The 25,763-nt window shown below is 39.8% G+C and carries 21 protein-coding genes; 20 read left to right on the forward strand and 1 reads right to left on the reverse strand.

All coding sequences use genetic code 11. The features are described 5' to 3' along the window. Positions 1 to 66: 66 nt before the first annotated feature. From AC1MGI_RS12170 to pyrE, 8 genes are read left to right on the forward strand one after another with little or no spacing between them, the layout of a single operon-like run. Positions 67 to 1,002 carry an aspartate carbamoyltransferase catalytic subunit gene (locus tag AC1MGI_RS12170; RefSeq protein ID WP_480345490.1) on the forward strand — a complete coding sequence of 312 codons (936 nt, stop codon included), beginning with the start codon at positions 67 to 69 and terminating at the stop codon, positions 1,000 to 1,002. Then, the gene (locus AC1MGI_RS12175) at positions 965 to 2,251 is read left to right on the forward strand and encodes a dihydroorotase (protein WP_480345491.1); all 1,287 of its coding nucleotides are present in this window, start codon (positions 965 to 967) and stop codon (positions 2,249 to 2,251) included. The genes AC1MGI_RS12170 and AC1MGI_RS12175 overlap by 38 nt, the downstream gene beginning before the upstream one ends. Continuing rightward, positions 2,248 to 3,354: a carbamoyl phosphate synthase small subunit gene (locus AC1MGI_RS12180; RefSeq protein ID WP_062181355.1), complete on the forward strand. Its 1,107-nt coding sequence runs from the start codon at positions 2,248 to 2,250 to the stop codon at positions 3,352 to 3,354. The genes AC1MGI_RS12175 and AC1MGI_RS12180 overlap by 4 nt, the downstream gene beginning before the upstream one ends. Further along, on the forward strand, positions 3,333 to 6,539 hold the full coding sequence (gene carB, locus AC1MGI_RS12185) for a carbamoyl-phosphate synthase large subunit (RefSeq protein ID WP_480345492.1): 3,207 nt from the start codon (positions 3,333 to 3,335) through the stop codon (positions 6,537 to 6,539). The genes AC1MGI_RS12180 and carB overlap by 22 nt, the downstream gene beginning before the upstream one ends. Further along, a complete protein-coding gene (locus tag AC1MGI_RS12190) occupies positions 6,536 to 7,318 on the forward strand; it encodes a dihydroorotate dehydrogenase electron transfer subunit (RefSeq protein ID WP_062181350.1) in 783 nt (260 codons plus the stop codon). The genes carB and AC1MGI_RS12190 overlap by 4 nt, the downstream gene beginning before the upstream one ends. Next, the gene (locus tag AC1MGI_RS12195; RefSeq protein WP_062181337.1) at positions 7,315 to 8,256 is read left to right on the forward strand and encodes a dihydroorotate dehydrogenase; all 942 of its coding nucleotides are present in this window, start codon (positions 7,315 to 7,317) and stop codon (positions 8,254 to 8,256) included. Before AC1MGI_RS12190 ends, AC1MGI_RS12195 begins: the two co-directional genes overlap by 4 nt. After that, positions 8,228 to 8,950 carry an orotidine-5'-phosphate decarboxylase gene (gene pyrF, locus AC1MGI_RS12200; protein ID WP_480345493.1) on the forward strand — a complete coding sequence of 241 codons (723 nt, stop codon included), beginning with the start codon at positions 8,228 to 8,230 and terminating at the stop codon, positions 8,948 to 8,950. Before AC1MGI_RS12195 ends, pyrF begins: the two co-directional genes overlap by 29 nt. After that, positions 8,940 to 9,575 carry an orotate phosphoribosyltransferase gene (pyrE, locus tag AC1MGI_RS12205; RefSeq protein ID WP_480345494.1) on the forward strand — a complete coding sequence of 212 codons (636 nt, stop codon included), beginning with the start codon at positions 8,940 to 8,942 and terminating at the stop codon, positions 9,573 to 9,575. The genes pyrF and pyrE overlap by 11 nt, the downstream gene beginning before the upstream one ends. 196 nt (positions 9,576 to 9,771) lie before the next feature. Here pyrE and AC1MGI_RS12210 read toward each other — a convergent pair whose 3' ends face one another. Continuing rightward, positions 9,772 to 11,487, reverse strand: coding sequence for an Rqc2 family fibronectin-binding protein (locus AC1MGI_RS12210; RefSeq protein WP_480345495.1), 1,716 nt, complete (start codon positions 11,485 to 11,487; stop codon positions 9,772 to 9,774). A 338-nt stretch (positions 11,488 to 11,825) separates the two neighbouring features. Between AC1MGI_RS12210 and AC1MGI_RS12215 the strand changes: the two genes are divergently transcribed. The 12 genes from AC1MGI_RS12215 to AC1MGI_RS12270 all read left to right on the forward strand — a co-directional run bounded on the left by AC1MGI_RS12215 (position 11,826) and on the right by AC1MGI_RS12270 (position 25,760). Next, complete coding sequence (locus AC1MGI_RS12215; RefSeq protein ID WP_480345496.1) at positions 11,826 to 14,504, forward strand: calcium-translocating P-type ATPase, SERCA-type; 2,679 nt, start codon at positions 11,826 to 11,828, stop codon at positions 14,502 to 14,504. A gap of 493 nt (positions 14,505 to 14,997) precedes the next feature. Continuing rightward, complete coding sequence (locus AC1MGI_RS12220) at positions 14,998 to 15,873, forward strand: YicC/YloC family endoribonuclease (protein ID WP_480345497.1); 876 nt, start codon at positions 14,998 to 15,000, stop codon at positions 15,871 to 15,873. A gap of 53 nt (positions 15,874 to 15,926) precedes the next feature. Continuing rightward, a complete protein-coding gene (gene remA, locus AC1MGI_RS12225; protein ID WP_049680722.1) occupies positions 15,927 to 16,190 on the forward strand; it encodes an extracellular matrix/biofilm regulator RemA in 264 nt (87 codons plus the stop codon). 9 nt (positions 16,191 to 16,199) lie between these two features. Beyond that, positions 16,200 to 16,814 (forward strand): guanylate kinase, encoded by a 615-nt coding sequence (gmk, locus tag AC1MGI_RS12230; RefSeq protein ID WP_480345498.1) that lies wholly within the window; start codon positions 16,200 to 16,202, stop codon positions 16,812 to 16,814. A 3-nt stretch (positions 16,815 to 16,817) separates the two neighbouring features. Then, entirely contained in the window at positions 16,818 to 17,024 is a 207-nt protein-coding gene (rpoZ, locus tag AC1MGI_RS12235; protein ID WP_480345499.1) for a DNA-directed RNA polymerase subunit omega, read from the forward strand. Positions 17,025 to 17,458: 434 nt separating this feature from the next. After that, on the forward strand, positions 17,459 to 18,667 hold the full coding sequence (coaBC, locus tag AC1MGI_RS12240) for a bifunctional phosphopantothenoylcysteine decarboxylase/phosphopantothenate--cysteine ligase CoaBC (protein WP_480345500.1): 1,209 nt from the start codon (positions 17,459 to 17,461) through the stop codon (positions 18,665 to 18,667). 6 nt (positions 18,668 to 18,673) lie between these two features. Continuing rightward, positions 18,674 to 21,085, forward strand: a complete 2,412-nt coding sequence (priA, locus tag AC1MGI_RS12245; protein ID WP_480345501.1) for a primosomal protein N' — start codon at positions 18,674 to 18,676, stop codon at positions 21,083 to 21,085. 38 nt (positions 21,086 to 21,123) lie between these two features. Further along, positions 21,124 to 21,609, forward strand: a complete 486-nt coding sequence (gene def / locus AC1MGI_RS12250; RefSeq protein ID WP_480345502.1) for a peptide deformylase — start codon at positions 21,124 to 21,126, stop codon at positions 21,607 to 21,609. Further along, positions 21,606 to 22,553 (forward strand): methionyl-tRNA formyltransferase, encoded by a 948-nt coding sequence (fmt, locus tag AC1MGI_RS12255; RefSeq protein ID WP_480345503.1) that lies wholly within the window; start codon positions 21,606 to 21,608, stop codon positions 22,551 to 22,553. The genes def and fmt overlap by 4 nt, the downstream gene beginning before the upstream one ends. Position 22,554: 1 nt before the next feature. Continuing rightward, on the forward strand, positions 22,555 to 23,904 hold the full coding sequence (rsmB, locus tag AC1MGI_RS12260; protein WP_480345504.1) for a 16S rRNA (cytosine(967)-C(5))-methyltransferase RsmB: 1,350 nt from the start codon (positions 22,555 to 22,557) through the stop codon (positions 23,902 to 23,904). Then, positions 23,904 to 24,998 carry a dual-specificity RNA methyltransferase RlmN gene (gene rlmN, locus AC1MGI_RS12265; protein ID WP_480345505.1) on the forward strand — a complete coding sequence of 365 codons (1,095 nt, stop codon included), beginning with the start codon at positions 23,904 to 23,906 and terminating at the stop codon, positions 24,996 to 24,998. The genes rsmB and rlmN overlap by 1 nt, the downstream gene beginning before the upstream one ends. 9 nt (positions 24,999 to 25,007) lie before the next feature. Beyond that, complete coding sequence (locus AC1MGI_RS12270) at positions 25,008 to 25,760, forward strand: Stp1/IreP family PP2C-type Ser/Thr phosphatase (RefSeq protein ID WP_480345506.1); 753 nt, start codon at positions 25,008 to 25,010, stop codon at positions 25,758 to 25,760. Positions 25,761 to 25,763 lie beyond the last annotated feature (3 nt).

Consider the following 25,763-nt stretch of genomic DNA (forward strand, 5'->3'; position numbering starts at 1 on the left):
TCACCCTGTCCTTTTATGGCAGGGTATTTTTTTAAGCTTAATCGTTAATGGGGAGGGAGCATTATCATGAAAAATTTATTGACAATGAGTGAATTGACTACGATGGAAATTGAGCAATTGCTTATAGAAGCAGAGCAGTTTGCTAATGGAGAAACGTGGAGACCGTCGCAACAGATAATGATTGCTAATTTATTCTTTGAAGCTAGTACAAGAACAAAGAGCAGTTTTGAAGTGGCTGAAAGAAAGCTTGGCTTAGAAGTAATTCCTTTTGATGTGGGAACTTCTAGTGTTCTAAAAGGAGAAACGCTTTACGATACGGCAAAAACATTAGAGTCAATTGGTGTAGGGGCTCTTGTAATTAGACATGAGACGGATCAATACTTTAATGAACTTATCGGTAAATTGAAAATCCCGGTGATCAATGCAGGTGATGGTTGCGGTCACCATCCTACTCAATCCCTTCTCGATTTAATGACGATTAAGCAGGAGTTTCATAGCTTTAAAGGGTTGAAAATTGCCATTATTGGTGACATATTACATAGCAGGGTTGCAAGATCGAATGCAGATGCCCTCACTAGATTAGGTGCGACGGTCGTTTTTTCCGGACCACCTGAATGGTTTAATCAAAATATGAATCAGGGAAGTTATGAACCTATTGATGAAGCGGTTGCCACTGCTGATGTTGTTATGCTTTTGCGTATCCAGCATGAACGTCATCATCAAAACAGTGAGAAAATGATCGATGATTATTTACAAAGATACGGCCTTACAAAAAAACGTGAGAAAACGATGAAAAAGCGGGCTATTATCATGCATCCAGCACCAATTAACCGCGGGGTAGAAATAGATAGTGAATTAGTTGAATGTGAGCGATCACGTATCTTTAAGCAAATGGAAAATGGTGTATATGTAAGAATGGCCGTATTAAAAACAGCGCTAGCAGAAAAAAAAGGGGGAAATATTCATGAAGAAACTAATCAAAAATGGAGTATTGCTCGATAAGAACCACCAATTATTTCATGCAGATATAGAAATAGCAGGTAATGTCATCACGAAAATTGGGCCAAATTTATCAGGGGAAAATTGTGACATTATCGATGCTTCAGGATTGCTTGTTGCTCCAGGTCTTATCGATCTTCATGTACATTTACGTGAACCAGGCGGTGAACATAAAGAAACGATCGCTTCTGGAACGCTTGCTGCTGCAAAGGGCGGTTATACTACACTAGCTACGATGCCCAATACACGACCTGTTCCTGATACGAAAGAACATCTTGAGAGTATTCTTTCAATAATTGACGAAACAGCACATGTTCGCGTATTGCCATATGCCTCAATTACGATAAGGGAAGCAGGAAAAGAACTCACGGATTTCACTACATTGAAAGAAACAGGCGCATTTGCTTTTACCGATGATGGTGTGGGGATTCAGAGTGCAGGGATGATGCTCGAAGCGATGAAGCGAGCGGCAAAGCTTGGAATGCCCATCGTTGCTCATTGTGAAGAAGAAACATTAATCAATAAAGGGTGTGTCCATGAAGGGAGTTTTTCTGAAGCTCATGGTCTCAGGGGGATCCCATCTGTATGTGAATCCGTACATATCGCTCGTGACATCCTACTTGCAGAAGCTGCGGGTTGTCATTACCATGTGTGCCATATAAGTACAAAGGAATCGGTAAGAGTAGTCAGAGATGCTAAACGGGCAGGAATTCATGTTACGGCCGAGGTGTCTCCACATCATCTTCTTCTATGTGATGACGATATACCAGAATTGGATACGAATTATAAAATGAACCCACCGTTAAGAGGGAAAGAAGATCGGGCTGCTTTGATTGAAGGATTATTAGACGGTACCATTGATTTTATCGCGACTGACCATGCCCCACATCATGAAAAGGAAAAAGCAGAAGGCATGGAATTAGCTCCATTCGGAATTGTTGGATTAGAGACTGCGTTCCCGCTTTTATACACAAATTTTGTAAAAACAGACATTCTTACTATCGGACAGTTACTTGATTATATGACAAAAAAACCTGCCGAAGCATTCTCCCTTCCATATGGTGAGATCAAAGAAGGAGCTTGTGCAGATATTGTTTTACTAGATTTAGAAGTAGAACAAATCATTGATCGAAATGATTTTGTTTCTAAAGGGAAAAATACACCATTTCATGGGCAAACATGTACAGGATGGCCGGTTATGACAATTGCAGCAGGTAAAGTAGCATGGGAAAAAGGAAGTGTTACACAATGAAAAGACAACTAATCTTAGAAGATGGTACGGTTTTTATTGGAAAAGCATTTGGTAGCTCAACGGAAAAAATTGGTGAAGTTGTATTTAATACAGGAATGACGGGGTATCAAGAAATTTTATCAGACCCTTCATACTGCGGACAAATTGTAACATTAACATATCCACTGATCGGAAATTACGGAATAAATCGTGATGATTTTGAATCGATTCATCCAGCGATTGCTGGAATGGTCGTTAAAGAAGTGGCGGAACTCCCATCAAATTGGCGCAGTGAATTGTCTTTGGATGAATTTTTAAAACAAAAGGGAATCCCAGGGATAAGCGGCATTGATACGAGAAAGCTCACAAGAATCATTCGTAACCATGGAACATTAAAAGGGATCATTTGCGGCCTGAACCATAAACCGGAAAGTATTATCGAACAAATGAAAGCAACCGTTTTGCCTGTTACCCAAGTTAAGCAAGTTTCGACGAAAACAGCATATCGCAATCCAGGCAGAGGATATCGGGTCGTACTTGTTGATTATGGAATGAAACAAGGTATTTTAAGAGATTTGAATGATCGTGGATTCGATGTAATTGTTGTGCCACATAATTCGACGGCTAAAGAAGTGTTAAATCTCCATCCTGATGGCATCATGCTATCGAACGGACCTGGAGATCCAGAAGATGTAACGTGTGCGATTGAAATGATCAAAGAACTACAAGGTAAAGTTCCGATTTTTGGAATTTGTTTAGGTCATCAGTTGTTTGCTTTAGCAAATGGATGCAAAACTGAAAAAATGAAATTCGGCCACCGCGGTTCGAATCATCCTGTGAAAGACTTACGAACTGGAAAAGTTGCCTTAACATCTCAGAATCATGGCTATACCGTAAATGTAGACTCGATTCAAGGAACAGACCTTGAAGTGACTCATATTGCATTGAATGACGAAACAATTGAAGGGTTAAAACATAAAACATACCCAGCATTTACTGTGCAATACCATCCAGAAGCATCACCAGGTCCAGAAGACGCAAATTACCTATTTGATGAATTTTACAAAATGATTGAAGCCCATGCGGCGGGAGGGGAAGTATTATGCCAAAACGTACAAATATAAAAAGCATCCTTGTGATTGGTTCTGGTCCTATCGTCATTGGTCAAGCAGCAGAATTCGATTATGCAGGAACTCAAGCTTGTATGGCTTTAAAAGAAGAAGGATACCGCGTCATTTTGATTAATTCAAATCCAGCAACGATTATGACAGACAGTGAAATGGCTGACAAAGTTTATATAGAGCCGATTACACTTGAATTCGTAAGTAAAATTATCCGTAAAGAACGTCCTGATGCTTTATTGCCAACATTGGGAGGCCAGACAGGACTAAATATGGCAGTAGAACTTGCGAATGCTGGAATTCTCGAAGAATGTGGCGTCGAAATACTTGGAACAAAGCTATCTGCGATTCAACAAGCGGAGGATCGAAATTTATTCCGTAACTTAATGAATGAACTTGGCGAACCTGTACCGGACAGTGAAATTATTCATAACCTAGAAGAAGCAAAACAATTCGTAGAACAAGTAGGCTACCCAGTCATTGTCCGCCCAGCCTTTACATTAGGTGGAACAGGCGGTGGGATTTGTTCAGATGAAGACGAATTACTTGAAATTGTAACTGGAGGACTAAAAAGCAGTCCGGTTACTCAATGCTTGTTAGAAAAAAGCATTGCTGGCTTCAAAGAAATTGAATATGAAGTAATGCGTGATGCGAATGACAATGCAATCGTTGTCTGTAATATGGAGAATTTCGATCCGGTAGGTGTCCATACAGGCGATTCGATCGTAGCTGCGCCAAGCCAAACATTAAGTGATCGTGAATATCAAATGCTTAGAAACACATCATTGAAAATCATTAGAGCGCTGAAGATCGAAGGAGGCTGCAATGTCCAGCTTGCACTTGACCCAGACAGCTATCAATATTATGTTATTGAAGTGAATCCGCGTGTAAGTCGTTCTTCTGCACTTGCATCAAAAGCAACAGGATATCCGATCGCTAAACTAGCTGCAAAGATTGCTGTTGGGTTAACGCTAGATGAAATGATGAACCCAGTAACAGGCAAAACATATGCAAGCTTTGAACCAGCTCTGGATTATGTCGTAACGAAAATTCCTCGCTGGCCATTCGATAAATTCGAATCAGCTAATCGGAATCTCGGAACACAAATGAAAGCAACGGGCGAAGTAATGGCAATCGGGCGTACATTTGAAGAGTCAATCTTAAAAGCGGTCCGTTCACTAGAAGCAGGCTTCCATCATTTAGAGCTACAAGAAGATACGGATGATGCTGTAATTGAAAAGAGAATCCGAAAAGCTGGTGATGAACGTTTGTTTTATATCGGTGAAGCCTTACGCAGAGGTGTGACGATCCAAACGATTCATGATTGGAGCGAAATCGATTTATTCTTTTTACAAAAATTAAAAAACATCGTTGATTTTGAAAAAGAATTAAAGCAGAATCCATTTGATGAAGAAGTATTATTGACGGGTAAGCAAATGGGCTTTTCTGATAAAAAAATTGCATCTCTTTGGCAAGAACAAGAAATAACAGTATACAAGTGGCGAAAAGAAAAAGGGATTATGCCGGTATACAAAATGGTTGATACATGTGCAGCAGAATTCGAGTCAGAGACACCATACTTTTACGGTACGTTTGAGGATGAGAATGAGTCAGTAGTGACAGATAAGAAAAGTGTTGTTGTCCTTGGATCAGGCCCAATCCGCATCGGTCAAGGCGTAGAGTTTGATTATGCGACCGTCCATTCAGTTTGGGCGATAAAAGAAGCAGGGTATGAAGCCATTATCATCAATAATAATCCAGAAACTGTATCAACTGATTTCAGTATTTCTGACAAATTGTATTTTGAACCGTTAACCATTGAAGATGTTATGCATGTGATTGACCTTGAAAAGCCAATTGGGGTTATCGTTCAATTTGGTGGGCAAACGGCGATCAATCTTGCTGCTCAATTAGCGGAACATGGAGTGACGATCCTTGGAACATCACTTGAAGATTTAGATCGGGCAGAGAATAGAGAGAAGTTCGAACATGCATTATCAGAAATGGCGATCCCGCAGCCAGAAGGAAAAACAGCCTTTTCGGTTGAAGAAGCAGTCAAAATCGCAACAGAAATCGGCTATCCTACATTAGTCAGACCATCTTATGTGCTTGGTGGTAGAGCGATGGAAATTGTCGATAAAGAAGAAGAACTTCTACACTATATGAAACATGCAGTGAAAATTAATCCGGAACATCCTGTCCTGGTTGACCGTTATTTAACAGGAAAAGAGATTGAGGTAGATGCCATTTCAGATGGGAATACAGTTGTTATTCCGGGAATAATGGAACATATCGAGCGTGCTGGCGTCCATTCAGGCGACTCTATTGCCGTCTATCCTCCACAAAATATTACCACTTTGCAAATGGAGAAAATCGTAGAATATACGGAGAAATTAGCAAAAGGACTCAATATCATCGGCTTACTTAACATTCAATATGTCATCAGTAAAGATGAGGTATATGTAATTGAAGTAAACCCTCGATCTAGTCGTACAGTTCCGTTTTTAAGTAAAATCACGAATATTCCAATGGCTAATCTTGCCACGAAGGTCATTCTTGGTAAGACACTAGAGGAACTAGGGTTTAGCAATGGACTTGTGCCCGAGAAGAAAGGCGTCTATGTAAAAGTACCTGTGTTCTCTTTTGCGAAATTAAAAAGAGTTGATATTACTTTAGGACCTGAAATGAAATCTACAGGTGAAGTAATGGGTAAGGACGTCACATTGGAAAAAGCTTTGTATAAAGGGCTTGTTGCATCTGGTATGGAAGTTAGGGAACATGGGTCAGTCTTGTTGACAGTGGCTGACAAAGATAAACAAGAAGTGTTACAGCTTGCAAGGCGCTTTCATGCAATTGGTTACAATCTGATTGCAACAAGCGGTACCGCAGCCATGCTGAAAAATGAAAATATCCCAGTATCAATCGTTGATAAAATTGGCTCTGAGCATAAAAATGTTCTAGATGTAATTAGAATGGGTGAAGCACAGCTTGTTGTGAATACATTAACGAAAGGGAAACAGCCTGAGCGTGACGGTTTCCGGATTCGCCGCGAATCCGTTGAAAATAATATCCCTTGTCTAACATCACTTGATACGGCTGAAGCGATTCTTAGGGTAATTGAGTCGATGAATTTCACAGCGGAGCCAATGGAACATGCATCTCAGAGTCGGGAGGTCATCTATACATGATAAAAAATGAGGCAATGAAAATCGTCAGCCAACAAGAAATTGCAGAATCGATTTATGAGCTGACTTTATCCGGAAGCCTTGTTTCTGAAATGAATCAACCAGGGCAATTTGTACACATTAAGACAGGAAATGGGTATGAACCACTTTTAAGAAGACCGATTAGCATCTCGGCAATCGACAAAGAAAATAATACATTTACAATGGTATATCGTGCAGAGGGAAAAGGAACCTCTCTGTTATCGCAAAAAAAGAATGACGCTGCAATTGATGTTCTTGGGCCGCTTGGAAATGGATTTTCGCCAGAGGCCGCGATGTCAGGAGAAACAGCGTTGCTAGTCGGAGGAGGGATTGGTGTTCCTCCTTTATACGAACTATCAAAACGGTTAACGAAATTAGGTGTAAATGTTATCCATGTCCTAGGTTTTCAAAATGCTGCGACGGTTTTTTATGAAGAGAAATTCCAAGCGCTGGGTGAAACCTATATTACAACAGTCGATGGTAGCCGTGGAACGAAGGGTTTTGTAACGGATGTTATTGATAAATTAAGTGATAGCTATACAACAATCTTTGCCTGTGGGCCAACCCCAATGCTTCGTGCATTGGAGTCTGCCTACAAAGAAACGAAAGAGGTATTTCTTTCACTTGAAGAACGGATGGGCTGTGGAATCGGTGCTTGCTTTGCTTGTGTGTGTCATACAGCCGATGATCCGACAGGTTTTCATTATAAAAAAGTATGTAGTGACGGTCCGGTCTTTCGTGCGGGAGAGGTGGTTCTATGAATATGCTTGATATCCAATTACCAGGGTTAGACTTAAAAAACCCAATCATGCCTGCGTCTGGCTGTTTTGGCTTTGGTAAGGAATTTGGGAATTTATATGATTTGAATGTGCTTGGTGCGATTATGGTGAAGGCCACAACCCCCGAACCACGTTTTGGTAATCCGACACCAAGAGTTGCTGAAACGTCTTCTGGGATGTTAAATGCGATTGGACTGCAAAACCCAGGTTTAAAGCACGTTATGGCAGATGAATTACCATGGCTTAACCAGTTTGATGTGCCGATTATTGCTAATATAGCAGGATCTCAAGTAGAAGATTATGTAACGGTTGCTAGGGAAATCAGCAAGGTAAGTAACGTGAAGGCGCTCGAATTAAATATTTCCTGCCCCAATGTCAAGGAAGGAGGGATTACGTTTGGAACGGATCCTCTCGTTGCGAAAAACGTAACGGAAGCGGTTAGAGCAGTCTCAGAAGTTCCAGTATACGTGAAGTTATCTCCAAATGTTACAAACATCGTGGAAATGGCTCAAGCTGTCGAGGCTGGTGGCGCCGATGGTTTGACAATGATTAACACATTAATGGGCATGCGTCTTGATATGAAAACAGGTATTCCAATCCTCGCCAATAAAACAGGTGGATTATCAGGTCCAGCGATTAAACCAGTCGCTATACGAATGATTTATGAAGTGAGTCAAGCAGTAACGATTCCGATCATTGGTATGGGAGGCATAATGACGGCAGAAGATGTTATCGAATTTTTCTATGCAGGAGCAAGCGCTGTCGCTGTCGGAACTGCTAATTTTACCGATCCATTTGTTTGTCCAAAAATTATTGAAGAGTTACCCGTTCTTCTAAAAAAATTAGGATATAATCATATATCAGAATGTACGGGAAGGAGTTGGAATAAACATGAGCAATTTGCCAATCATCGCGCTTGATTTTCCAGGAATTAAGGAAACGAAAGATTTTTTATCAAAATTCCAAACAGAAAAATTATTTGTAAAAGTCGGGATGGAATTATATTATCAATCGGGCCCTGCGATTGTAGAGTACTTAAAAGAAAATAATCATCAAGTATTCCTTGATCTAAAGCTTCATGATATTCCTAATACAGTGAAAAGTGCTATGAAAGTACTTGCCAGCCTTGAAGTAGACATTACAAATGTACATGCTTCAGGTGGTCAAAGAATGATGGAGGCTGCATTGGAAGGTTTAAATTCCGGGACAGTATCTGGAAAAAATAGACCAACTTGTATCGCGGTTACGCAGCTAACGAGCACAAGCACTAGTCAGATGAATAAGGAACAATTAATTGAAGGAGAATTGGAACGATCAGTGCTCCATTATGCTCACCTTGCTAAACAATCAGGATTAGATGGAGTGGTCTGTTCACCACTTGAAGTAAGTAGTATCCATTCTGAATTAGGTTCGAACTTCCTAACCGTGACGCCAGGTATTCGTTTGGCTGATGGGAATGCACATGACCAGATTAGAATCGCAACTCCACAAAAAGCCAGAGAGCTCGGTTCAGACTTCATAGTCGTCGGCAGGGCGATTACCGGAGCAAATGATCCACTATCCGCTTATCAAACAATCAAGAAAGCCTGGGAGGGTATACAACATGTTAAATGAACAAATTGCCGAACAATTATTAAAAATTAAAGCCGTATTCTTACAACCGAATGACCCATTCACATGGTCCTCTGGTATTAAATCCCCTATTTATTGTGATAACAGATTAACCCTCTCTTATCCTGACGTTCGCAGACAAATCGCGACTGGCTTGCAAACATTAATTGAAGAACATTTTCCTGATACCGAAATTATTGCTGGGACAGCGACAGGAGCGATTGCCCATGCTGCTTGGGTAAGTGAAAATATGAATCTGCCGATGTGCTATGTACGTTCTAAACCAAAAGGCCATGGTAAAGGCAATCAAGTAGAAGGAAAAGTAGGGCCGGGTGATAAAGTTATTGTCATTGAAGATCTTATTTCAACGGGAGGAAGTGTGATTGATTCCGTACAAGCTCTTCGTGAAGCTGGTTGCGATGTATTAGGGGTTGTATCGATCTTTACATATGGATTAGAGGAAGGAAGAAAACAACTTGAAACAGCTAATATACGATCTTATTCACTAAGTGATTATGCTAGCTTAATCCAAGTTGCGAGCCGTGAAGGGTATATTTTAGAAGAAGATATTGAGAAATTGAACAATTGGAGAGTAAACCCTACGGATACAGCGTGGATGACCGTATAACTGATTTAAAATACCCCCGCATACAACAAGTGTGCGGGGTGAAATTTATCCCGCTTTAACGGGCAGTAAAACCCCCACCTCAAGGCTTAGAGGAACCTTGAGGTGGGGGATAACTGCCCATAAAAGCCCGGTTGGTTCAACTAACAATCAGTGGGGGATGAAGAAAACCCCCACTGATTGAAGTTTCACTTTATATTCATTTCTCTTCCTTCATATTAATGACTTGATCTGGGCTAGGCGTCACATAAACCGTTTGTTGATTATCGTATATCACAAATCCAGGTTTTGAACCATTCGGTTTTTTTACATGGCGTACTTTTGTGAAATCGACCGGTACTGAACTGGACGTTTGCGCTTTACTGAAGTAAGCCGCCAATCCTGCAGCTTCTTTGATCGTTTCACTGCTTGGATCTTCGCTACGGATGATGACATGGGAGCCAGGAATATCCTTAGTATGAAGCCAGATTTCATCACGACGTGCAAATTTATTTGTTAAGTACTCATTTTGTTTATTATTTTTACCTACAAAGATTTGTGTGCCATCGCTCGAATAATATTGTTCAAGCACAGGTTTTGCATTTGCAGGCTTTTTCATGCCTTTTTTTTGTTTCTTTTTTATATAACCTTCTTCTTGTAGCTCTTCACGTATTTCCTCAATATCTTTTGGTGACGCGGATTGTAGCTGCTGATGTAAACGATCGAAATAGGCAACCTCAGCTTCCGCTTTCTCAATTTGTTCTTGAACAAATACAACAGCGTTTTTCGCTTTCTGATATTTCGAGAAATACTTCTGCGCATTTTCTGCTGGTGTCTTTTGCGGATTCAGATTAATGGTAACAGTTCGGCCATCTTCTTCGTAATAATTGATGACTTCAATTTCTTTCATGCCACGTTTCATTTGATAGAGATTTGCGGTTAACAGCTCACCGAACAGTTGATATTCTTCTCCACGCTCGCTTTCTTGCAATGTTCTTTCAAGCTTACCAATTTTCTTTTTGTTTTTTTCCAATTCATTCGAAATAAATCGTTCTAGATCATTGCCTTGCTGTTTCACACGATCTCTTTTGGCCTTGCCAAAATAATAGCGATCTAGCATCTCGCTTAAGGTTGCAAAAGAACGTCCTTCGCCTTGAATATGTTGTAGTTCTATCATATAGAATGATTCTTTTTCATCAGAATTCACAATACTAGGTGAATATTCACGGTTCGCAAGTTTCTTGATTAACGATAAAAAAGCGGTGGGAAGTGTAGCCCGGTTTACTAGTCCGGCTGTGTGAATCACTTCTTTCGCAAATAGTGGGGAGACACCAGCGAAACTGGCCACTATTTGTTTATCCACCTTACCTGCATTAAAATCAATTGCTTTTAACACATCATCTTCAGTTGCGGTGAAGGGATTCATTTTTTCCTGAGCTGGTGGTGCAATATAGGTTTGTCCAGGCAAGATAGCCCGGTGACTATTTACCGCATATGAAACATGCTTAATGCTATCTAGAATCGTGTTCTTTTCCTTATCAACCAAGATAATATTACTATGACGTCCCATGATTTCCACAATTAATAGTTTTTGTGACAGGTCCCCGAGCTCGTTTCTCCCTTTTATTTCAATCATTAGCATCCGATCGAGGCCTTCTTGGTAAATGTTTTCAATTGTATAACCTTCTAAATGTTTACGCAGTAACATGCAAAACATCGGTGGCTCTTTTGGATTTTCGTAGGTTTCTTCTGTAATTTGAAATCGTGCATAACTTGGGTGTGCTGATAATAAGAGTTTATGATTTTTCCCGCCAGCACGAATGATTAGGATGAGTTCATTTTTATAAGGTTGATGAATTTTACTGATTCTTCCACCGTTCAATTGCGAAAATATTTCTTCTGTCATTGCTTTTGTAAATAATCCGTCAAAAGACATATGTATATACTTCCTTTATTTTAATTTTTTTTACCTATCTTAAAAGGGTCAGACCTCGCACTAATCCGCAATATACATGGCTCTTACACTAGATGTAATCTATGTACAATAATTGCGGGGTCAGAGCCTTTCGTTATGGGCAGCTTCCTACTTTTCGTAATTATAGCATGTTTTAGGACGAGTCTGAATAAACATGGATTAAGACAAGTTTAAGGAGAAATTATTCAAAGCTTAAAAGATAGCTGAAGTTGGTTACAGCAGGAAGCTGGAAAGTAAAATTAATCTACATTGTCTGGGCAGGGTTGGATTCATTCTATGTGGAGGATGTGTGATATGTAATGAAGTTCAGGGAAATGGATACGCAACAAATAGAGACGGCCTTAGAAACAAGCGTCCGGCTTGGATTGGAAGAGGCAGAGGTGAATAAAAGGCAGCAATTGAAGGGCTATAATGAACTTCAAGAAGGAGAAAAGCAGTCAGCTCTCCTGTTATTCTTTGCACAGTTTAAGGATTTTATGGTTATCGTTCTACTTGCTGCGACCTTAATCTCAGGAATACTTGGAGAATACATCGATGCTATCGCAATCATTGCCATCATTTTAGTGAATGGTTTTTTAGGATTTTTTCAGGAGCGCAAAGCAGAGAAATCTCTTGAAGCATTAAAACAGATGGCCGCGCCACAAGTACAAGTGCTGAGAAATAGTGAATGGAAAAGGGTACCATCCCGAGAAGTTGTCGTTGGCGACATTTTGAAGTTTATGAGTGGTGATAGGATAGGAGCCGACTTAAGAATCATAGAATCAGCATCTTTAGAAATTGAAGAATCCGCGCTTACTGGAGAATCAGTTCCTGTAGCAAAGCTGAGTGAAGCAATTCAATATGAAGTTGAAAGTATCGGTGACGAGGCTAACCATGCATTTATGGGAACGATGGTGACTCGAGGAAGTGGAACAGGGGTAGTCATTGCAACGGGAATGGAAACGGCAATGGGTAAAATAGCCGACTTACTCCAATCCGCAGAAACGCAGATCACACCATTGCAGCGCAGACTGGAGCAGTTAGGTAAAATCCTTATTTTCACCGCACTTTTATTAACTTTTGTGGTTGTGGTGACAGGAATATTACAGGGGAATGATCTTTATACGATGTTCTTGTCGGGGGTTTCCCTTGCGGTAGCTGCGATACCAGAAGGTTTGCCCGCTATTGTTACGGTTGCATTGTCGCTTGGCGTGCAGCGAATGATTCGAAAGAATGCGATTGTCAGAAAACTACCTGCCGTTGAAACTTTAGGGTGTGCTTCAGTCATTTGCTCCGACAAAACAGGAACGATGACGCAAAATAAAATGACGGTTACTCATCTTTGGAGTGGTGGTAAAACGTGGAATGTATCAGGAACTGGGTATCAGCCTGATGGCGATTTCTATGATGGAGAGAAGAAAGTAGTTCCAAAATCAGACAAATCACTGCACCAGGTGCTTACATTTGGGCTCCTTTGTAATCATGCCAATTTGGTAGTAAAAGATAGTAAATATGTAGTAGATGGAGATCCAACAGAAGGTGCCTTGCTTGTAAGTGCTATGAAAGCAGGATTAACCCGTGAATCGATCATGAATAATTTTACGATTGTGAAGGAATTTCCATTTGACTCAACAAGAAAGATGATGAGCGTCGTTGTTAAAGACGAGAATGGCAAGCAATTTGTTGTAGTAAAAGGAGCTCCTGATGTACTGATCTCTCGTTGTGATTCGATTCTATGGTCACAGAAATCACAATTCCTTTCGAAAGAAAATATCAAACATGTACAAGAAGCGATTAATGGTCTGGCAAGTCAAGCATTGCGGACCATTGCGATTGGCTTTAAACCATTATCACCAGGGACCATTCTGCTGGATGAAGCAGAAGCTGAAAGAAATTTAGTCTTTATCGGTTTACAAGGTATGATAGATCCTCCAAGACCTGAAGTTGGTCTTGCAGTTAAAGAAAGTAGAGAAGCAGGGATAAAAACGGTAATGATTACAGGTGACCATGCACAAACGGCAAAAGCCATTGCTAGTCAATTGGGAATTTTACGAGGGAAAGAAAAGGTGATTGAAGGAAAGCAGTTGGCAGAAATGTCAACGGGCGATCTAGAAGATGTTGTTGAAGATGTGGCTGTGTTCGCTCGTGTATCACCTGAAGATAAGTTGAAGATTGTCAAAGCATTTCAGAATAAAGGACATATTGTGGCAATGACTGGTGATGGTGTAAACGATGCACCAGCCATCAAAACCGCAGATATTGGGATTGCCATGGGGATTACCGGAACTGATGTAGCAAAAGAAGCCTCATCTTTGATTCTGCTTGACGATAATTTTGCTTCCATTAAAGCTGCAATTGCTGAAGGGCGAAATATTTATGAAAACATCCGAAAATTCATTAGGTACTTGCTTGCTTCCAACGTTGGCGAAATAATGGTTATGTTTTTTGCGATGCTAATGGCATTGCCGCTACCCCTTGTCCCAATCCAAATTCTTTGGGTAAACCTTGTAACAGATGGGTTGCCGGCTATGGCTTTAGGGCTGGACAAAGCAGAGGGAGATTTAATGAAACGCAAGCCACGTCATCCGAGTGAAGGCGTTTTTGCAAGGGGCTTAGGGTGGAAAATTATTTCACGCGGGATTCTAATCGGGCTAGCGACATTAATTGCTTTCATTGTGGTGTATAAAAACAATCCAGACAACCTCGTTTATGCACAAACGATTGCTTTTGCAACATTAGTTTTGGCGCAGTTAATTCATGTATTTGATTGCCGTAGTGAAAAATCTATTTTTTCGAGAAATCCCTTTGGTAATAAATATTTGATTGGTGCAGTAATCTCATCTCTACTGCTATTGCTCGTTGTAATCTATTATCCACCGTTTCAACCGATTTTTCATACAGTGCCGATTGCTATGCGTGATTGGCTACTAGTAATAGGTATGGCATCAATTCCAACTTTTTTGCTTGCTGGAACGTTTTTAGTAAGAAAAACAAAGTAAAGGAATCTTCCATCAGAGGACAGCTTCCTCTGGATAGTTAAGGCCTACACGATGTGAGTCACATAGACATATAGACATGAGGCCATATTTTTTAGTCTGTGATCATTAATTTCGGGGTTTTCTAAGCTGTTATTCTTCACAAACTACTCTTTGATCTGCTCATAAAAATTGAAGTGAATGGTATTACAGCCTGTTAAATGGGGATAAACTATGATATAATTTTTAAGGTAGTAGAGATTGTCTCTATTACCTTTTTATTTGGGTAGATTATATGGCGACGTACCAAATTACATATACAGGTATAAGTGTGTGTTCAAAAAGGAGGATAAAAAGAGCCGAGAAGTTCGCAAGCTTTTTTACCGGACTTTTTTAACAACCTCTATTAAGTATGACTAATCTTATTTTGACGTATATATTGAACTGTTCAACATCGGCCAATGGCGGTTCCTTCGATTGTTTTCATCTATCATTTTGTTAAGTAGGAAGTGATGCTATGGTAGTTAGTATGACCGGTTATGGAAGAGGTAAAGCTGAACAAGATAAAATCAAGGTCACGGTAGAAATGAAGACCGTTAACCATCGTTTTTGTGAATTCGTGATTCGCCTACCTCGTCAGCTTCTAGTCCTTGAAGACAAATTAAAGAAAAAAGCGAATGAATACATAAGAAGAGGTCGTGCAGAAATATTCATCACCGTTGAGGGTGAAGGACTTGTTTCTAAAAAGCTTAAGTTAGATTGGGAGCTGTCCGATCAATTTTTTTCATTGATGGACAAAGTGAAAGAAAAATATCAACTGGAAACATCTGTAACCCTTCATGATGTACTTCAACTGGAAGAGCTATTGTCTGTCGAAGAGGAATCTACTGAAAATAAGGATATGGAGCAAGTCCTCTTTGAAGCTTTTATGGAAGCACTTGAAAAGCTTAAGGAAATGAGGCTTCGGGAAGGGGTAGAGCTGTATAATGATTTGCAGGGGCAACTCGAAAAATTTCAAGTTGTCGTTGCTGTATTAAAGCAGTATGCACCTTCTGTTGGTGATCAGTATCGAGAACGTTTTGCCCAAAAGCTGACTGATTTTACAAATGGGCTTGTGGAAGAAAGCAGACTCTTGACTGAAGTCGCCATTTTTGCTGATAAAGCTGATATTACTGAAGAATTAACTAGGCTTGAAAGTCATAAACTTCAATTTTTAGATACACTTGAGCACACAGAACCTATCGGACGAAAACTTGACTTTCTAGTGCAGGAAATGAATCGTGAAGTAAATACGATAGGTTCGAAGGCAAATGATTCAATAATAACAAAGAATGTAGTTGAAATGAAAAGTTTACTTGAAAAAATGAAAGAACAAGTTCAAAATATCGAGTAGTCTGTTTATGTTCTTTTGATTGAGGCGACACTAGATATGGATGGGGGACGAAAATGTCTATTAAGCTCATAAATATTGGTTTTGGAAATATTGTTTCGGCCAATCGTATTGTATCAATCGTGAGTCCAGAATCGGCTCCGATCAAACGAATCATCCAAGATGCACGTGATCGCAGTTCATTAATAGATGCAACTTACGGTAGAAGAACGAGGGCGGTAATCATTACAGACAGCGATCATGTCATTTTATCCGCCGTCCAGCCTGAAACGGTTGCAGCCCGTCTTCATGACCGGGATGAAAGTGTAGAAGAGGGGTAATGGAGTACTATGAGAGAAAAGGGTTTATTAATTGTTTTATCTGGTCCATCCGGAGTTGGAAAGGGAACAGTAAGGAAAGAAATATTTTCACAACCTAATACGGCATTCGAATATTCGATATCCATGACCACTCGTCTTCCGCGGGAAGGGGAAGTGGATGGGCTTGATTACTTTTTTAAGAATCGTGAAGAATTTGAAATTCTGATTGAACAAGGCAAACTACTGGAATACGCAGAGTTTGTTGGTAATTATTATGGAACGCCAGTTGATTATGTTCGTGAAACACTGGATTCTGGCAAAGATGTATTTTTGGAAATTGAAGTGCAAGGCGCTCGTCAAGTAAGAGAAAAGTTCCCTGAAGGGTTATTTATTTTCCTTGCCCCGCCAAGTCTTTCAGAGTTGGAGAACAGAATCGTTAACCGTGGAACAGAATCAGAAGAACTAATTCGTCAACGAATGCTTGCTGCAAAAGCAGAAATTGAATTAATGGATTTATACGATTATGTTGTTGAAAATGACCATGTTGTTCATGCCTGTCAGCGCATTAATGCAATTGTGGTTGCTGAGCATTGTAGACGAGAACGCGTATCTACCCGTTATAAAAAAATGCTGGAGGTTAAATAAATTATGTTATATCCATCTATCGATTCATTATTGCTGAAAATTGATTCTAAATACTCACTTGTATCTGTTGCAGCTAAACGTGCAAGACAAATGCAAATTAAAAATGACTGCAAAATCGAAAATCCTGTGTCTTATAAATCAGTAGGTCGTGCTCTAGAAGAAATTAATTCAGGTAACCTAACGTATGATAACCAATATGAAGAAAAGTAAGTATTAATTGTACGAAAGCAAGAACAGCTTTTGGCTGGACAGTAACTATTGACAGACAAGGGTCAGACTTTCTAAAGAACAATAGCAGACGAAGCTATTGATTGGGAAGTCCGGCCCTTTCTTGCATTTTTATTCAATTTAAATAGTCGGTCATTAGTCAAATAATGTATAACGCAGAAGAAAACTTCTTTTGTATCATTTTGACTTATGTATGATTTTTAGTCACTATAGTGAACACATAAGGTATGACCCGCTATGGTGTTCAGCCTAAAATCAAGGTTCCCGCATTAACGGGCAGTAAAACCCCCACCTCAAGGCTTAGAGGAATCAAGGAACGTAGGTGGGGGATAACTGCTCGTAAAAGCCTGATTGAAGTTTCACTTTATGTTATCCTTCATAATAAGAAAAAAGAACATGCGTTTGGGGGAAAGTGTATGCTTACTAATAAAAAGATTCTTCTTTGTGTAACTGGTGGGATTGCAGTTTTCAAGGCTGCTGCATTAACGAGTAAACTAACTCAGGCTGGTGCACAAGTGAAGGTGATGATGAGCGAATCAGCGGGGAAATTTGTGACTCCGCTAACGTTCCAGGCCTTATCAAGGCATGATGTATATATAGATACATTTGATGAAAAAAATTCAGCAGTGATTGCCCATATTGATTTGGCTGATTGGGCGGATGTGATCTTAATTGCACCAGCGACAGCTAATATAATTGGAAAGATGGCAAATGGAATTGCTGATGATATGATTTCAACGACATTGCTCGCAACTGTTGCTCCTGTTTGGGTTGCTCCGGCGATGAATGTTCACATGTATGCTCATCCAGCTGTTCAGCAAAACATGGCAACTTTGAAAAGCTTTGGTTATTCATTTATTGAGCCTTCTGAGGGGTACTTAGCCTGTGGCTATACAGGGAGAGGGCGTTTAGAGGAACCTGAAACGATTGTGGAACAGCTTTCTGCCTTTTTTTCAAACAAAACGAAAGAATTATCTTTGAGCGGGAAAAAGATCGTCATAACAGCAGGGCCAACAAGGGAACATATTGACCCTGTACGTTATCTTTCTAATCGATCTACTGGCAAAATGGGTTATGCTCTTGCTGAACAAGCCCTTGCTTTAGGTGCGGAGGTTGTATTGATCACAGGACCTGTTTCATTATTGCCCCCGACCAAAGCGGAAACTGTGCAGGTTGAGACTGCATCGGAAATGTATGACCAAGTGATGAAAGTGTATGAAGGGGCGGACGTGGTCATAAAATCAGCCGCCGTTAGTGACTATACACCTAAATTCGCTCATTCGAAAAAAATGAAGAAACAACCAGGGGAAAGTGCTCTTGAACTAGAACGAACGAAAGATATTTTGCTAGAGCTTGGTAAGAAAAAAACGACGCAAATACTGGTCGGTTTTGCAGCAGAAACAGACAACCTAAAAGAGTATGCGGTAGGAAAACTTCACAAAAAGAACGCTGATATGATCGTTGCTAATAATGTAACAACCGAGGGAGCGGGGTTTGGCCATGATACAAACATTGTCACTCTATTTAAGAAAGACGGTACAAATCTTGAACTTCCTTTGATGAGTAAAACTGAAACCGCTAAAGCAGTCTTGCTGGAAGTTGTGGAGATGTTGAAAAAGGAATGATGATACATGAACATTGCGACAGTCATTGTTGACGTCCCTGCGAAACAAACCGACCGTGAATTCGATTATACGATTCCAGATAAATGGCTTCATATTATCCAGCCAGGTATGCGAGTCATTATTCCGTTTGGTCCAAGAATGGTTCAAGGGTTTGTGACTGGTTTGAAAGAAAAAAGCGAATGGAAAAAACTTCGGTCTATTAAAGAACCGATGGATATCGATCCTGTTTTAAATGATGAGCTCTTAGCATTAGGAGATTGGTTAACAGAAGAGACACTATGCTATAAGATTTCTGCTCTTCAGGCGATGCTTCCGTCAGCTATGAAAGCAAAATACGAGAAAATTATTAAAGTAAATGAACAAAAAAGAAATCAGGTTCATCCGGATATTTTACAAATGATGGGGAATAAAGATGCTCTTTCCTGGAAGGAGGTCATTGACGATGATAAAGCCTCCCTTTTCCAAAAAGAGGTCCAAAAAGGTCATCTAGAAGTTCTATATTATGTGAAAAACCGAAATAATAAAAAAACGATGCGAATGATAGTACCTGCACTAAACATGGAAGATTTAATTAAGGCCAAGCAATCACTTCCTACAAGCGCAAAGAAGCAGCATGATATTTTGGCTTATTTCGTTGAAACGCCAAAAAAGGTCTTGCTTAAAGAATTATTAGATATCACACATGCATCTAATGGTACAGTGAAGTCACTCATCGATAAAGGGGTTTTATTGGAAACAGATGAGGAAGTATATCGTGATCCGTATGAAAATCGAACATTTGAAAAGAAACCGTTCTTTGAGCTAACCGATGAACAAGGAATCGCGATTGCCCCGATTAAAGAATCGATTAAGAATGATTGTCATGACGTTTTTTTACTGTATGGTGTTACAGGTAGTGGTAAGACAGAAATTTATTTGCAAGCGATTGATGATGTGATAAAAAAAGGCGGCGAGGCAATCATGCTCGTTCCAGAAATTTCATTAACTCCACAAACAGTCAAACGATTTAAAGAGCGGTTTGGCGAACAAGTGGCTGTGATGCACAGCGGTTTATCTATTGGAGAGAAATACGATGAATGGCGAAAGATTCACCGCAAAGAAGTAAAAGTCGTGGTCGGTGCTCGTTCTGCCGTATTCGCTCCATTTGAAAATCTGGGAATTATTATTATCGATGAAGAGCATGAATCCAGTTATAAACAAGAAGAAACCGTTCGATATCATGCAAGAGATGTGGCGATACAACGAGCAAAATCACATAACTGTTCTGTCATTCTTGGCAGCGCGACTCCGACACTTGAATCATTTGCAAGAGCGCAGAAAAACGTGTACAGGCTCCTTACCTTAAGCAAGCGAATGAATGACCAGGCACTTCCCGCAGTAGAAATTGTTGATATGCGAGAAGAATTACGTAACGGCAACAGATCGATGTTTTCTGAATTATTGTTTACGAAGCTTCAAGATCGCTTAGAAAAAAAACAACAAACCGTTTTAATGCTAAATAAAAGAGGACACTCTTCTTTCGTGATGTGTAGAAGTTGTGGGTATGTATCAAATTGTCCAAACTGTGAAATTTCACTTACATATCATCGATCGAATCATTCGTTAAAATGCCATTATTGCGGGCATGAGGAAGCGATGTTAGCTGAATGTCCAGAATGTGGAAGTGAACATATTCGTTTCTTTGGTACAGGTACCCAGAAAGTTGAAGAGGAATTGACGAAAATATTGCCGGAAGCTAGAGTGATTCGAATGGATGTAGATACAACTACTAGGAAAGGGTCGCATGAGCGTCTGCTTCAAGCATTTGGGGAAGGGAAGGCAGATATCCTTCTTGGTACACAAATGATTGCAAAAGGACTAGATTTTCCGAATATCACCCTAGTCGGTGTTTTGTCAGCAGATACGATGCTACATCTGCCGGATTTTCGTTCCTCAGAAAAGACCTTTCAATTGTTAACCCAAGTGTCAGGGCGAGCAGGCCGCCATGAATTGACAGGAGAAGTTGTCATTCAAACGTATTCACCGGAGCATTACAGTATTGAGTTATCAGGACAGCAGGATTATAACACCTTTTATCAAAGAGAGATGATGATAAGAAGGAGCAATCACTATCCGCCTTATTATTATATTGCCCTCGTTACGGTTTCTCACGAAGACTTAATGACCGCTGTTTCAGTTACTGAAAAAATTTCAGGTTTCATGAGAAATGGATTAAGCCCAGGTGCAATGATTCTCGGACCATCAGCATCACCAATTAGTCGGATTAACAATAGATATCGCTACCAATGTCTGATAAAATACAAACGGGAACCAAACCTTCATCAATGCTTTAAAACAATTAACGACCATTATCAGCAGGAACTCGCACAACAACATTTACAAATATCGATTGATTTAAATCCTCAAATGATGATGTAAAAATCAACCGTGTTTTTCTATAGGAGGAATTACAAGTTTTGGCTATTTTACCGATTGTTTTGTATCCAAATGAAATTTTAGAAAAAGAATGTGAAAAAGTAACAGATTTTGATAAAAAGTTGGCTAAGCTGTTAACAAACATGTATGATACTATGATCGAAGCGGATGGGGTAGGACTAGCGGCTCCGCAAATTGGTTTAAAGAAACAAATTGCCGTTGTTGATATCGATGATCATCATGGAACAATTGAAATGATTAATCCGGTTGTTTTAGAGACCGACGGAAAACAGGTCGGTCCTGAAGGGTGTTTAAGTTTTCCAGATTTATACGGAGAAGTTGAACGTCCATATAAAGTGAAGATCAGAGCCCAAAATCGTAAAGGTGGTTTTTACGAATTAGAAGCTGAAGACTTTCTTGCTCGTGCAATCCTACATGAAATCGACCATTTACATGGTGTGCTTTTTACAACTAAAGTTAGTCGATATCTAACAGAAGAGGAATTGGAAAAGGAGGAAGCACAATGACGAAAAAAATTGTTTTTATGGGAACACCAGACTTTTCCGTTCCTGTGCTACAACGCGTAATTAAAGAAGGCTATAATGTAATTGCTGTCGTTACACAGCCAGACCGGCCAGTGGGACGAAAAAGAGTACTGACTCCTCCACCTGTAAAGATCGAAGCAGTGAAACAAGGAATCCCTGTCTATCAACCTGAAAAAATCCGCAATGAAGCGGAATTAGCAGAAATCCTTGCCTTAAAACCGGATTTAATTATCACAGCTGCCTTTGGTCAAATTCTTCCGAATAAGTTGTTAGAAGCTCCAGAATATGGCTGTATCAATGTACATGCTTCGCTTTTACCAGAACTGCGAGGTGGAGCACCTATCCATTATTCCATTTTACAAGGAAAAGAAAAAACCGGAATTACCATTATGTACATGGCAGAGAAACTAGATGCCGGAGATATTTTGACACAAGCAGAAGTTAAGATCGAAGAAGAAGATAATGTTGGTACACTACACGAAAAATTAAGCCAAATTGGATCTGATTTGCTTGCTGAAACGATGCCTAAGCTTTTCAGCAAGCAAATCACGCCTGTTAAGCAAAATGATGCCAAAGCAACATTTGCTCCTAATATTAAACGAGAACAGGAAAAGATTGACTGGGACAAAAGCGGTGAAGACATATATAATCATGTTCGCGGATTAAATCCTTGGCCAGTCGCTTATACACTATTAAAGGGTGAAACACTTAAAGTATGGACTACAAAAAAAATACAGCTCTCGTCCCCTGTACAGCCAGGTGTTGTGATAGATGTTCTTGAAGAAGGATTTGTTGTTGGTACCGGAAACACGACGGCTGTTTTAATTCTTGAGCTTCAGCCTGCCGGCAAGAAAAAAATGTTGGCGAAAGATTATTTACGCGGAGCGGGCTCTTTTATTAAAGTGGGCTTAAAGATTGGAGAATGAAATGAAACAAACGAAAAAGGGTGTAAGGGATATTGCGCTTGATGTCCTCGAATCCGTTGAAAAGAATCAAGCATATAGCAACCTGCTACTAAATTCAATGATTAACAAACATCAATTATCATCGGCTGACAGCGGTTTGCTCACAGAAATCACATACGGAACGATTCAAAGGAAAATGACGCTCGATTACTATTTGCAGCCTTTTATCAAAAATGAAAAAAAGACGCTTTCCTGGGTAATCAATTTGCTACGATTATCGGTTTATCAAATGGTTTATCTTGATAAGGTACCCGATCATGCGATTATTTATGAAGCGGTTGAAATTGCAAAAAAACGGGGACATAAAGGCATTACATCTATGGTGAATGGGGTTCTACGAAATGTACAAAGAAAAGGTCTCAGGTCACTAGAAGATATTAAAGATAACGACGAGCGACTTGCCATTGAGACGAGTCATCCGACCTGGCTTGTAAAGAGATGGATTGAACAATTCGGCTTTGAAAAAACAGCTGATATGTGTGAAACAAATTTAACTGCCCCTGTACAATCAGCAAGGGTGAATGTTAAGAAAATCTCTAGAAGTGAATTGGTTAGTACGCTGACCGAAGAAGGCTATGATGTAGAAAAAAGCCCGATTCTTGATGAAGCAATTTATTGCTTAAAAGGGAATCTTGCACATTCAGAAAGCTATAAAATGGGCTTTCTCTCTATTCAAGATGAAAGTTCTATGCTCGTTGCTCATGCATTGGATGCCACTGGAAATGATATCGTTCTCGATTGTTGTGCAGCTCCAGGGGGGAAATCGACACATATTGCAGAAGGGTTGACTACCGGGCAAGTAGTGGCGATTGATCTTCATGAGCACAAAGTCAAACTAATTAAAGATCAAGCCCAGCGGTTAGGATTAAGAAATATTAAAACCAAAGTATCTGATAGTAGAAAAGTTCAAGAATTATTTAATAAAGAAGGTTTTGACAAAGTTCTAGTAGATGCTCCTTGTTCCGGTTTAGGTGTAATGCGCCGAAAACCGGATGTGAAGTATACGAAAACAAAAGATGATATAATAAAACTTTCTAGTATCCAAAATCAACTTTTAGAAGCAGCTGCACCGCTTGTGAAGAAGGGCGGCAACCTCATTTATAGTACATGTACAGTCGATCAAGAAGAGAATGATACTGTAGCTAATCATTTTTTGGAAAAACATCCGGACTTTGAGCGAGATTTGACGTTAAAAGACAGAATGCCAGAAAGCGTGCAGCCGCTTGTCAACGATTATAAATTGCAAGTATTTCCACAGGATTTCGGCAGTGATGGATTTTTCATTGCTAGTTTTAGAAAGAAGGTGCTGTAATGGCAGAAACGGTAACAACAAGAAGAAAAACAGTAACGAAACCAGAAAAGCCATCTATTTATTCATTGGAGCTTAACGAATTAAAACAATGGTTAACAGAAAATGGGGAAAAAGCTTTCCGTGCGGAGCAACTTTTTGAATGGTTGTATAAAAAGCGCGTAACAAGTTTTGAAGATATGTCTAATTTATCAAAAGAACTACGCGGAAAACTCGATGCTAGCTTTACGATTACAACGTTGAAGACGCTTGTTCAACAAACTTCCATTGACGGAAATACGATGAAGTTCTTATTTGAATTGCATGACGGTTACTCGATTGAAACCGTGCTTATGCGCCATGAATATGGGAATTCTGTTTGTGTAACAACTCAAGTTGGTTGCCGTATCGGCTGTACGTTTTGTGCCTCTACACTTGGTGGCTTAAAAAGAAATTTAGAAGCAGGAGAAATTGTTGCTCAAGTCGTAAAAGTACAACAAGCCCTTGATGAAGTGGATCAACGAGTAAGTTCAGTCGTTATTATGGGAATCGGCGAACCATTTGATAACTATGATGAAATGATGAGCTTTTTGAAAAATATCAATCATGAAAGAGGATTGAACATCGGGGCTCGCCATATTACAGTTTCAACAAGTGGGATTATTCCAAAAATCTATAAATTTGCTGATGAAGAATTGCAAATTAATTTTGCTCTTTCCTTGCATGCGCCGAATTCTGAGCTAAGAAGTAAACTAATGCCAATCAACCGTGCTTATAAATTACCGGAGCTTATTGAAGCGATCAAATACTATACCGAAAAAACGGGCAGAAGGGTTAGTTTTGAATATGGCTTATTCGGCGGTGAAAACGACCAAGTTGAGCATGCAGAAGAATTGGCAACTTTAATTAAAGGAATAAAGTGCCATGTAAACTTGATTCCAGTAAACTATGTGCCAGAACGCAACTATGTTAGAACACCTCGTGAGCAGATTTTTGAATTCGAAAAAACGTTAAAGAAACGAGGCGTCAATGTCACGATTCGTAGAGAACAGGGTCATGATATCGATGCAGCTTGCGGCCAGCTTCGTGCTAAGGAGCGCAAAGAAGAGACGAGGTGACAGAAGTCTATGAATGACATCTTTTTAACAAATCAGGGGAAAGTCCGCCAGCATAATGAAGATAATGGCGGAATCTTTCTTAATCCCCATGGAGTTCGCCTTGCCATTGTAGCCGATGGCATGGGCGGACACCGTGCTGGTGATGTAGCAAGTCAAATGACCGTTGAATTTTTACAAAAACGTTGGGAAGAGGAATCAGGTCCGATGTTTTCGCCAAATGAAGCGGAATCATGGCTCCAGCAGGAAATAAAGGAAATTAATCGCCTTTTGTTCATATATTCTGAGGAAAATCCAGAATGTCAGGGAATGGGTACTACAATTGTAGCTACCATTTGCACGAATAAATTCTCAACGATTGCTAATATTGGCGACAGCCGCTGTTATTTGTACAATGAATCAGGTTTTAAACAAGTGACTGAAGACCATTCTTTAGTAAATGAGCTCGTACGAAGCGGTCAAATTTCAAAGGAAGATGCTGAGAATCATCCTCGTAAAAATGTCTTACTTCGTGCTCTAGGAACTGAAATCAATGTTGAGATGGACATTTTCACGATTATATGTGAAGAAGCCGATGTACTTTTACTGTGCTCTGATGGCTTATCGAATAAAATTAGTGAACAAGAAATGATCACCATCATTACGAATCAAGATAATTTAGATAAAAAAGCCAATTCTTTCATTACAATGGCGAATGAATATGGCGGAGAAGATAATATCACCCTTGCCCTACTTCGATTTTTTGATAATAGTGAGAGTAGGTGAGCC

The sequence above is a fragment of the Peribacillus sp. BM1 genome, from assembly GCF_056679975.1.

Excerpts from the sequence above, each read along its gene's own strand:
- AC1MGI_RS12170 (WP_480345490.1), top strand. The coding sequence starts at position 67 with ATGAAAAATTTATTGACAATGAGTGAATTGACTACGATGGAAATTGAG.
- AC1MGI_RS12175 (WP_480345491.1), top strand. The coding sequence starts at position 965 with ATGAAGAAACTAATCAAAAATGGAGTATTGCTCGATAAGAACCACCAA.
- AC1MGI_RS12180 (WP_062181355.1), top strand. The coding sequence starts at position 2,248 with ATGAAAAGACAACTAATCTTAGAAGATGGTACGGTTTTTATTGGAAAA.
- carB (WP_480345492.1), top strand. The coding sequence starts at position 3,333 with ATGCCAAAACGTACAAATATAAAAAGCATCCTTGTGATTGGTTCTGGT.
- AC1MGI_RS12190 (WP_062181350.1), top strand. The coding sequence starts at position 6,536 with ATGATAAAAAATGAGGCAATGAAAATCGTCAGCCAACAAGAAATTGCA.
- AC1MGI_RS12195 (WP_062181337.1), top strand. The coding sequence starts at position 7,315 with ATGAATATGCTTGATATCCAATTACCAGGGTTAGACTTAAAAAACCCA.
- pyrF (WP_480345493.1), top strand. The coding sequence starts at position 8,228 with ATGAGCAATTTGCCAATCATCGCGCTTGATTTTCCAGGAATTAAGGAA.
- pyrE (WP_480345494.1), top strand. The coding sequence starts at position 8,940 with ATGTTAAATGAACAAATTGCCGAACAATTATTAAAAATTAAAGCCGTA.
- AC1MGI_RS12210 (WP_480345495.1), bottom strand. The coding sequence starts at position 11,487 with ATGTCTTTTGACGGATTATTTACAAAAGCAATGACAGAAGAAATATTT.
- AC1MGI_RS12215 (WP_480345496.1), top strand. The coding sequence starts at position 11,826 with ATGAAGTTCAGGGAAATGGATACGCAACAAATAGAGACGGCCTTAGAA.
- AC1MGI_RS12220 (WP_480345497.1), top strand. The coding sequence starts at position 14,998 with ATGGTAGTTAGTATGACCGGTTATGGAAGAGGTAAAGCTGAACAAGAT.
- remA (WP_049680722.1), top strand. The coding sequence starts at position 15,927 with ATGTCTATTAAGCTCATAAATATTGGTTTTGGAAATATTGTTTCGGCC.
- gmk (WP_480345498.1), top strand. The coding sequence starts at position 16,200 with ATGAGAGAAAAGGGTTTATTAATTGTTTTATCTGGTCCATCCGGAGTT.
- rpoZ (WP_480345499.1), top strand. The coding sequence starts at position 16,818 with ATGTTATATCCATCTATCGATTCATTATTGCTGAAAATTGATTCTAAA.
- coaBC (WP_480345500.1), top strand. The coding sequence starts at position 17,459 with ATGCTTACTAATAAAAAGATTCTTCTTTGTGTAACTGGTGGGATTGCA.
- priA (WP_480345501.1), top strand. The coding sequence starts at position 18,674 with ATGAACATTGCGACAGTCATTGTTGACGTCCCTGCGAAACAAACCGAC.
- fmt (WP_480345503.1), top strand. The coding sequence starts at position 21,606 with ATGACGAAAAAAATTGTTTTTATGGGAACACCAGACTTTTCCGTTCCT.
- rsmB (WP_480345504.1), top strand. The coding sequence starts at position 22,555 with ATGAAACAAACGAAAAAGGGTGTAAGGGATATTGCGCTTGATGTCCTC.
- rlmN (WP_480345505.1), top strand. The coding sequence starts at position 23,904 with ATGGCAGAAACGGTAACAACAAGAAGAAAAACAGTAACGAAACCAGAA.
- AC1MGI_RS12270 (WP_480345506.1), top strand. The coding sequence starts at position 25,008 with ATGAATGACATCTTTTTAACAAATCAGGGGAAAGTCCGCCAGCATAAT.